General features: G+C 65.2%; 11 protein-coding genes. 3 read left to right on the top strand and 8 right to left on the bottom strand.

The window, feature by feature from the left end; all coding sequences use genetic code 11:
• The 6 genes from VFA16_RS03935 to VFA16_RS03910 all read right to left on the bottom strand — a co-directional run.
• The coding region (locus VFA16_RS03935) for an NADH-quinone oxidoreductase subunit C (RefSeq protein ID WP_324966555.1) at window positions 1-471 on the bottom strand (471 nt) is incomplete at its 3' end.
• Window positions 468-1,022: a NuoB/complex I 20 kDa subunit family protein gene (locus VFA16_RS03930; protein WP_083086153.1), complete on the bottom strand. Its 555-nt coding sequence runs from the start codon at window positions 1,020-1,022 to the stop codon at window positions 468-470. The genes VFA16_RS03935 and VFA16_RS03930, both read right to left, overlap by 4 nt.
• Before the next feature lie 8 nt (window positions 1,023-1,030).
• Window positions 1,031-1,402, bottom strand: a complete 372-nt coding sequence (locus VFA16_RS03925; protein ID WP_324966554.1) for an NADH-quinone oxidoreductase subunit A — start codon at window positions 1,400-1,402, stop codon at window positions 1,031-1,033.
• Window positions 1,403-1,632: 230 nt separating this feature from the next.
• A complete protein-coding gene (locus tag VFA16_RS03920) occupies window positions 1,633-2,046 on the bottom strand; it encodes a hypothetical protein (protein ID WP_324966553.1) in 414 nt (137 codons plus the stop codon).
• A 114-nt stretch (window positions 2,047-2,160) separates the two neighbouring features.
• A complete protein-coding gene (locus VFA16_RS03915; RefSeq protein WP_324966552.1) occupies window positions 2,161-2,694 on the bottom strand; it encodes a YceI family protein in 534 nt (177 codons plus the stop codon).
• A 104-nt stretch (window positions 2,695-2,798) separates the two neighbouring features.
• The gene (locus VFA16_RS03910; protein ID WP_324966551.1) at window positions 2,799-3,182 is read right to left on the bottom strand and encodes a nuclear transport factor 2 family protein; all 384 of its coding nucleotides are present in this window, start codon (window positions 3,180-3,182) and stop codon (window positions 2,799-2,801) included.
• Between the two features lie 283 nt (window positions 3,183-3,465).
• On the opposite strand from VFA16_RS03910, the gene VFA16_RS03905 reads away from it, so the two are divergent.
• The 3 genes from VFA16_RS03905 to VFA16_RS03895 all read left to right on the top strand — a co-directional run bounded on the left by VFA16_RS03905 (window position 3,466) and on the right by VFA16_RS03895 (window position 6,528).
• Window positions 3,466-3,900, top strand: coding sequence for an HSP20 family small heat-shock protein (locus VFA16_RS03905; protein ID WP_324966550.1), 435 nt, complete (start codon window positions 3,466-3,468; stop codon window positions 3,898-3,900).
• A gap of 682 nt (window positions 3,901-4,582) precedes the next feature.
• Window positions 4,583-5,839 (top strand): tRNA uracil 4-sulfurtransferase ThiI, encoded by a 1,257-nt coding sequence (thiI, locus tag VFA16_RS03900; RefSeq protein WP_324966556.1) that lies wholly within the window; start codon window positions 4,583-4,585, stop codon window positions 5,837-5,839.
• A complete protein-coding gene (locus VFA16_RS03895) occupies window positions 5,836-6,528 on the top strand; it encodes a hypothetical protein (RefSeq protein WP_324966549.1) in 693 nt (230 codons plus the stop codon). Before thiI ends, VFA16_RS03895 begins: the two co-directional genes overlap by 4 nt.
• A 19-nt stretch (window positions 6,529-6,547) precedes the next feature.
• Here VFA16_RS03895 and VFA16_RS03890 read toward each other — a convergent pair whose 3' ends face one another.
• Together VFA16_RS03890 and VFA16_RS03885 are read right to left on the bottom strand one after the other, a co-directional pair.
• Complete coding sequence (locus tag VFA16_RS03890; protein WP_324966548.1) at window positions 6,548-7,933, bottom strand: phosphotransferase family protein; 1,386 nt, start codon at window positions 7,931-7,933, stop codon at window positions 6,548-6,550.
• On the bottom strand, window positions 7,930-8,174 hold a 245-nt coding region (locus VFA16_RS03885; protein ID WP_324966547.1), incomplete at its 5' end, for an acyl-CoA dehydrogenase family protein. The genes VFA16_RS03890 and VFA16_RS03885, both read right to left, overlap by 4 nt.

Below are 8,174 nucleotides of genomic sequence, written 5' to 3'. Positions count from 1 at the left end.
GACTTCCAGTCGGACGCGACGGTTGTGCGTGATCGACTTGAGCGGGTAGACGGCGTGGAGTTCGCGTCCGGTCTCGTGCGGGTAGTGCGCCCCGTTGACGCCCAGGCACAGCTCGAAGCGCAGCCGCGGCTCGTCGCGCAGTCGCTGGGCGACCTGCACCAGCATCTCGCGGCGCACGTACAGCGTCAGCTCGCCCTGCTTACCGGGGGGGTACACCACGACTTTCTCGATCGCGTCGGTGTATTCGACGCCGCTGCTTTTCAGGGCCTCCGCCAGCGCATCGACCACCTCGTCGAAGTAGCCGCCGTACGGCCGCGGGCTGCTGCCGGGCAGCGTGACCGCGCGCACCAGCCGTCCGTAGCCGGAGGTGTCAGGGGTGTCGTAGACACCGAACATGCCGCGGCGCACGTCGATGACTTCCTCGTCGGGGCGGCGGATCGCCTCCTTCGGGTCTTGTTCCGGTGAGCTCATCGCAACAGCCCGCGCATCTCGATGGTGGGCTTGGCCGCCAACGCCGCCTCTTCCGCTTCGGCGATGGCGCGCTCGCGGTCGACGCCCAACGGCATTTCCTGAATCTTGTCGTGCAGCTTGAGGATTGCGTAGAGCAGCATCTCCGGGCGCGGCGGGCAACCAGGGAGGTAGATGTCGACCGGCACAACGTGATCGACGCCTTGCACCACCGCGTAGTTGTTGAACATGCCACCCGAGGACGCGCACACTCCCATCGCCAGCACCCACTTCGGCTCGGCCATCTGGTCGTAGATCTGGCGCAGCACCGGGGCCATCTTCTGGCTGACCCGCCCGGCGACGATCATCAAATCGGCCTGGCGAGGGGTCGCCGAAAACCTCTCCATGCCGAAGCGAGCGATGTCGAATCGTGGCGAGGCCGTCGACATCATCTCGATCGCGCAGCAAGCCAGTCCGAAGGTCGCCGGCCACAATGAACTCTTGCGAAAGTAGCCCGCCAGTTTTTCCACGGTGGTCAGCAGGAAACCGCTTGGCAGTTTCTCTTCCAGGCCCACGTCTTACCTCAATCCCACGTCAGGCCGCCGCGGCGCCACACGTACGCGTAGGCCACGAACACTGTCAACACGAACACCACCATCTCGACGAGCGCGAAGATCCCAAGCGCGTCGTAGCTGACGGCCCAGGGGTACAGGAACACGATTTCGATGTCGAAGACGATGAACAACATCGCGGTCAGGTAGTACTTCACCGGGAACCGGTGTCCGCTGGTGGTGCGCGCCGAAGCTGATTCGGGTGGCTCGATGCCGCACTCGTATGCCTCCAGCTTCGAGCGGTTGTAGCGAGTGGGGCCGACCAGCGTCGCCACGATCACCGAGAACACCGCGAAGGCTGTGGCAATCCCCCCGAGCACCAGGATGGGTGTGTAGACATTCATCCCGCGAAGTCGCTCCCTCGATGTTGTCTTCCTTGACACGGACTGTGAGGTCAACCACAGCCTAACGATCTTGTGGGGCGCCCCGCTCACGGGTCTGGATGTGACCTCGAACACAACCTGGACAGCCGAAACGACAAGGTCGCGCAGGGGCCGGTAGTTTACGCCAGTGTCAGTGGTGGGGCGACGAAACGGCAACGGCGGCAGGCGAATCGGCTACCACGGCACTCGAATCAGGCTGCCGGGGCACGCAACAGCCCAATGACCGTCCGTTCCAACAGGATGGGGTCGATGGGATGCGAGACGAAAGCTTCTGCGCGCGACCAGCTGGCCAACCAGGCGTCGTCGGCGCGTCCGATCAGCACCACCATCGGTGGGCAGTGTGTGACTTCGTCCTTCAGCTGTTTGGCGATTCCCATCCCGCCGACCGGGGTGGCCTCACCGTCGAGGATGGCCAGGTCGATGCCGCCGGCGTCGATGTGCCGGATCACCATCGGTGCGGTGGCGACCTCAACGTAGCTCAGCTCGGGCAGGTCAGGATGGAGCCGCTTGCCCAGCGCCAACTTAACCTTTTCGCGGATTTCGGCGTTGTCGCTGTAGACAAGGATCCGCAGGGTCCCAGTTGAAGCGGGTGTCGAAGCGGGCACGGTGCAGATGCTACTGCCCGGCGCCGCTGCGGCGGCCCGACCCTGCGACTTCGCCGCGCCTGTAGTGAGCGTGCGGTCCGCTCGCAGTTCTGCTCACTGGCTACAGGGTCGGTGCTACGGCGCCCGGACAAAAACGGCGTCGGCCGATGCCGTCGCTGCCTTGCCGATCATGCCCGCCCGATTCCAATCCAGCCCGAACTGGGCCCGGTCGACCTCGGTTTTCGCCGAGATCCGGACGGAGCCGTCACCGAGCACACTGATCGTGACCGGCAGGGGCAGCTCTGCCGTAATGCCCTTGATGGTGAGGCTGGCGCGGAGGTCGGCTGCGTTGCCGGTGGTCGGCTGCAAGGCGGTGACGACAACGCTGATTTCCGGGAAGCGCTCGGCGTCGAAGAAATCGGGGGAGCGAAGATGATCGTCGCGTCTGCGGATGCCGGTTCGCAGCGATGCGACCTTGATGTCCAGGCGCCCGAAGACGGCGCCCTTGCTCGTGATCTGGCCGTCTCCGCTGACGTCGGTGAACCCGCCCGTGACGCTCATCAGGCCCCAGAAGTTTTTGGTCTTGAAGGTGAACGCCGACCGCTCGGGAACCAGGTTCCACACGCCGGCCGTGTCGGGATCGCTCAGCAGTGTTTCCAGAGTCGTCATGAGCACCTACACCTACCTGTTACGCGCTCTGCATCGTCGCCGAGCTCGGACTGGATGGCCCGGCTCCTCCTCATCGCGCTACGCGCTCTGCATCGTCGCCGAGCCTAGCTCAGCAGCGGAGCGAGTTCGGCGGGGTCGAAATACTCGTCGATGCGGCTGATCAGCCCATTTGCCCCAACCTTGATCACGATGCACACCCGCATGGCAATCGACCCGCCGCTGCGCCCGACAGCATGCAGGATGTGCTGCTGGACGAACCCGCCGTCGAAGAGCACCCGATCCAGAATCTCGTAGCGGCGTTGCGAAGTCGCACCGACGAACCAGTCGATCACTCGCAGCGCCCGCGCCTTGTCGCGGTCCCGGCTGGCCCCGACCCGCCAGACCGCTATGTCGTCACTCCACAGGCGACCCACTGCTGCGGTGTCACCGTTTTCAATCGCTGCGAACAGCTGATCGGCCACCTGAACGACGGTGTCGGCTCCGGGCATGGCAGCTCCTAAGTGTCTGCGTGGCGTGCTCGCTAGGCACGGCCGCTACGAGATCGGGGACAAAGCTGCGCAGGATGACGCTACCTCGCTGGCGAACGTGCGACGGCGCCCGACCCGGCTGGCTCTTGACGCCAGCGGCCAAAGGGTGGCCTGTCGTCATCGCCCGGGCGGGAATGGTCGGTGGGTTTCCTGCCATCCGTAGGGAATATGTTTCGATCGAGGCAGGTTTTCTGTGGCGAAAGCAGAAGGGTCCACTTCGGACGTGACGAAGGAGGTGATAGCCATGCTGAGGTTTGATCCACTCTTCCGTGACATTGACCGACTGACGCAGCAACTATGGGGCAATCCGGTCGGAACCGCGACGCGTCCGGCGGTGATGCCAATGGATGTCTGGCGTGAAGGCGACAAGTTCGTTGTCGAGCTCGACCTACCGGGCATCAATCCAGACTCGATTGACGTCACCGTCGACCAGGGTGCGCTGACGGTGCGTGCCGAGCGCCCGTACGCAGGTGACGAGGGCCATGACTGGCTGGCCGCGGAGCGCCCGCACGGCGTGTTCAACCGGCAGCTGTTCCTCGGTGACCAGCTCGACACCGAGCACATCGACGCCGACTACACCGACGGGGTGTTGCGGCTGACGGTCCCGGTGGCCGAGGCCGCCAAGCCGCGCAAGATCGCGATCCAGTCAGGCGCCGCCCAGCAGGCCATCAGCGCCTAAACCGGGCGCGCCGGCCCACGGCTTAGGTGTGGCTGTCCGCGCGCACGGGCGCGGACGGCCCGTCTGTTGCGGGAGGTTGGGGAGGCGATCAGTTTGCAGCTGTGACGAGCCGAGCCGCCGCCGAACCCAGCTAGGGTGGCTACCCGGGCGTCGTACCGGTGAGCCCATTTGCTCGCTCGGCGAGTCGAGGGCAATGCCGGCGGCGGATTGCCCAGCAGCTCAGCTCTTTTCGCCGCTTCTTACCGGCCGGTCCAACAGTGGGCCGGCCGATGACCTATCTGCACTTAATAGTGCGGGTCACTGCACGGACAGGTGAAAACCCGCGCAGACCAACACATTGCGAGCACCGAAAGTGCAGGACGGGGATTCATGGTGTCGCTCGTCCTGTTCAGGATGACAGCGGCGGGCTTCCTCAGCGTGCAAAGTATGGTGCGCGTCCGGCGCCGGGCGGCGCATACCGGCGGCCACCATCACCCCGGAGCCGCCGTCGCTGTAGGCGAGGTATACATTGCCTCGGGCATGCCGGTGGTGCGTGCATGGCACCCAAAGGAGATGGCCTTGGTGGTTTACCGAGAGCGCAAATGCCGACCGTGTACATAGCCCGGATTGCGGGCATTGTGGAGGAATGACGTCCGCTTCTTCTGAGCCGGCTGTGGCCAGCGGAACATCATCGGCGGGCCAACTGCGCGTCGAACCGTGCGTGTTGCTCAAGTACGGCGAGCTGGCGCTCAAGCGTGGTAACCAGCAGCGGTTCGAGCGTCATCTGGTGCGCAACCTGCGGCATGCGCTGACGCATGGCAGTGACACCGCTTCGCGCGTGCAATTGCGGCGGCGCAGCGGCGTTTTGGCGGTGTCCGCGCCGCCGCTGGCGCAGGGCGAAGTGGTTGAGCGGGCCGGCGATGTCATCGGCATCAGTGTCGTTCAACCGGTATGGCGGGTCGCCAAATCAGCGGCGGCGGCTGAGGCCGCGGCTGTGAAGCTGCTCCGCGAGCGCGACGCAGATCCGCCTGCACCCACCTTCGCGGTGCGGTGCAGAAGGCGTGACAGGCGATTTGGGTTGACCTCGGAGCAGCTGGCGGCTCGCATCGGGGCGCGAGTATGCGCCGAACTGGGCTGGCGGGTCGACTTGAAGCACCCTGACGTGGAGCTCTGTGTAGAGGTCGATCGGCGGGAAATCTTCCTTGGTGTAGACCGACATCGCGGCCAAGGTGGTCTGCCTGTCGGATCCAGCGGGCATGCGCTGGCGCTGCTTTCGGGCGGATTCGATTCGCCGGTCGCAGCTTATCGGGCGATGCGCCGGGGGCTGCGGTGCGATTTCCTGCACTGCACCGGCGCACCGTTTACCGACGCGACCTCGACCTACAAGGCGTACGCGCTGGCGCGCCAGTTGAGCCGTTTCCAGCCCGGCTCGCGGTTATACGTGGCCGCCGTCGGACGTGCCCAGCGCACGCTGGCCACCAGTGGTGCCGGTGAAGCGCAAATCGTGGCACAGCGTCGACTGTATGTGCGGGTGGCGGATGCGCTTGCTCGCCGTGTTGGTGCGCAGGCCCTGGTCACCGGTGACAGCTTGGGACAGGTGTCCAGCCAGACTTTGGCTAATCTGGCCGTCGTGGAGGAAGCCTCCAGTCTGCCCGTGCTGAGACCGCTGCTTGCCTTCGACAAGGTGGAGATTCTCGACCAAGCCCGACAGATCGGCACCGCCGAAATCTCTGTCCTGCGTGACCAGGACTGCTGCCAGCTGTTTCTGCCACGTCGGGTAGCCACCTACACCACCGTTGGGCGACTCGCTGATCTTGAAGCCCGCGCCGGGATGGATACCCTGGTCGATAATGTGCTGAGCCACATCCAAGAGTTCGATCTCGATAGCTGCGAGGCCACCGCCGGCGCGCTGGCAGCGCAGGAAGCGACAACCGCGAAGGACCAACACACGCAGCAGTGACCGACATCGACAGCAAGCAGCGAGGCCGCGACCAGATCAGCGCACTGGTCGCGGCCCACGGCGCGTTCACCCAGGCCGCCGTTCAGGCATCGCAGTTGATGGCCGCCAAGGGACGGAGTAAATTCGCCGCGCACCTCGACCGTCACCGAGCCGAACTCAATGTCGCCATCGGCGAATTCGGCTTGTGGGCAGAGAGTTTCGGCGACTGGGCGCGTGTCGACGTCGGTCGTGCGATACATCCGCCGTCGCTGAGCCGACCACCCGCCCCGGTGACCGAGAGCCGGATCGGCGCCGATTTGTTGATCTCGCGCGAAAACCTGAAAGCGCGCCGTTCCGTGCTGTTGGCTGAGCTCGGCAAAGCCCGGTTCATTCTCGGTACCGCCGGACTACCAGCGGACGAAATCTGTGCTTATCGGCGCATGGTGCGGGTATGGGCCGGTGAGGCAATCGATTTGGTGACCGGCGTACATCGGCTGACACTCGCCGACCAGTACATCCGCCGCCTCAGCCGGTTGCGCGCTGTTCCGCAGGCATCCCCGGCGGCGCGTGAAACTGGTGCCGCCCTTGTTCGGCAGTGGATGGAAGATCTCGAAGAGGCGGATCGCGAAGGCGAACTGGCGTTGGCAGAAACGTGTGGCTACGGTGACTTTGTCGAATGCTATCGCGCTAACGCCTTGCGCTGTAACTGATCTCAGAACACAGTCGCGCCTATCGCGTCTCATCGTCGGGCTGGTCGTATCCAGGATGGGCGACTGCTAACCGATGCCGTACCACCGTACGAAGACACGACATCACGTCGTGGGACTTTTCCTCGAGATCACCGGCACGGATAGCCGCGGCCAGTTCGGCTTCGTCGGCGAAGCCGAGCTGCGCTAGCGCCACCCGCGGCGTGGTGTCGTCGGCAATCAGAAGTTCGCGTTCGACGATGCGCAGTGCGTTCGTGGCGACCCTGGCGTGGAAGTTGACCTGTCCCGTGGTCGCTTGCCGGACATCGGTTTCCAGAAATTCGGCAACCGCGCCGACTAACTCGGCCGCGGTGGGACGGCCATGCAGAGCCGTCGGGGCTGGTCTCGATTCGCGGGCCACCGCTGTGGGGCGGGCATCGGAGCCGCCGCCGGGGTCGAGCAGTTCCAACAGATCCCACTCGGTCTCGCAGACCCGGCGGCCGATGGTGGCCAACTCTACTGAGCGGACTTGGCCGCTCAGGTGACGATGTGCCTGGTATCGGCAGATGACCCCCCAGCGCAGCGTGGCCAGCACTAGCCACCAGCGAAATTGCCCGCGGCCGACGGGCATGCCGCTAACCTCTTCGTAGGCCGAAAGAAAGCTCTCGATGCTGCCAAGCCCGCCGGCGCCGCGGCTGGCCGGCGCGCCGAACCGCCAGGCGCGTATGCAAAACCAGGCCAGGTCCTCATACACCTCGCCGATGTGCACCAGTTCCCAATCCAGAACGGCCGCAAGGTCGGAGCCGTCGACGATGAAGTTGCCCATCCGGAAGTCGCCGTGCACCAGACGGGCAGGTGACGGCGGTGGCCGGTGGGCGGCCAGCCAACGAAAGGCCCATTCGAAGGTTGCGGTGGTATCGCCGATGGCGTCGAGCCGGGCCCGCCATTCCGTGAGCTGGTCTTGCTGATCGAGGTCCGCATCACTCGGGTGGGCCCGGTGGATGGCGGCCAGCGCTTGGGCGCATTGGCGCAGTAGCCGTGCCCGGCCCTCGTCCCCACCGGCGCTTTGGAGCTGACGATCGATGCGCCGCACAATCGTTTCGCCTTTGATCTCTTCGCAGATCAAGAACGGATTACCAAGCGCTTCAGGCGAATCCGTCGCGGCCAGGATTCGCGGGACGGGAGCTCCGTCCGCCGCAGCGGCGGCCTGCACTCGCGCTTCGCGCTCCATACCGGCGTGCATGTCGTCGGACGCTCCGGTACGCAGGATCAGCGAGCGGCGTTCTTCAGCGGTGACGGCGTCGAACGCCCAGGTGCTGCGGCTGGCGCCGCCGGTCAGCGCGCGTAAGTTCTCGATCGCCACGTCGGCGCCGAGCACAGGGCGTAGCACCGCCGGCAGGCTGGCCTGCAGCTGCTCGGCACTGGTCATCGGCGGGCCTTGTCGAACTTGAACAGCCGCTGCGCCACTCGGCGAATTTGAATTTCCTCGGAGCCTTCAGTGATCCGGTAGCGGCGATGGTGGCGGTAGATGTGCTCGAATGGCTCATGGCGGCTGTAGCCCAGGCCACCGAAGATCTGCATGGCCCGGTCCGCGGCATCGCAGCACAACCGGTTGGCGCGGTAGTTGGCCATCGACACCTTGTCCGAAACCTCTAGGTGGTGGTTGCGGT

Source organism: Mycobacterium sp. (assembly GCF_035653355.1).
Taxonomy (GTDB): domain Bacteria; phylum Actinomycetota; class Actinomycetes; order Mycobacteriales; family Mycobacteriaceae; genus Mycobacterium.
This window is presented reverse-complemented; position numbering and strand designations above follow the sequence as displayed.

What these genes read in the sequence shown, in the direction of transcription:
- VFA16_RS03925 (WP_324966554.1), bottom strand. Translation starts at nt 1,402, where the DNA reads ATGAATGTCTACACACCCATCCTGGTGCTCGGGGGGATTGCCACAGCC.
- VFA16_RS03915 (WP_324966552.1), bottom strand. Translation starts at nt 2,694, where the DNA reads ATGACGACTCTGGAAACACTGCTGAGCGATCCCGACACGGCCGGCGTG.
- VFA16_RS03910 (WP_324966551.1), bottom strand. Translation starts at nt 3,182, where the DNA reads ATGCCCGGAGCCGACACCGTCGTTCAGGTGGCCGATCAGCTGTTCGCA.
- VFA16_RS03905 (WP_324966550.1), top strand. Translation starts at nt 3,466, where the DNA reads ATGCTGAGGTTTGATCCACTCTTCCGTGACATTGACCGACTGACGCAG.
- VFA16_RS03890 (WP_324966548.1), bottom strand. Translation starts at nt 7,933, where the DNA reads ATGACCAGTGCCGAGCAGCTGCAGGCCAGCCTGCCGGCGGTGCTACGC.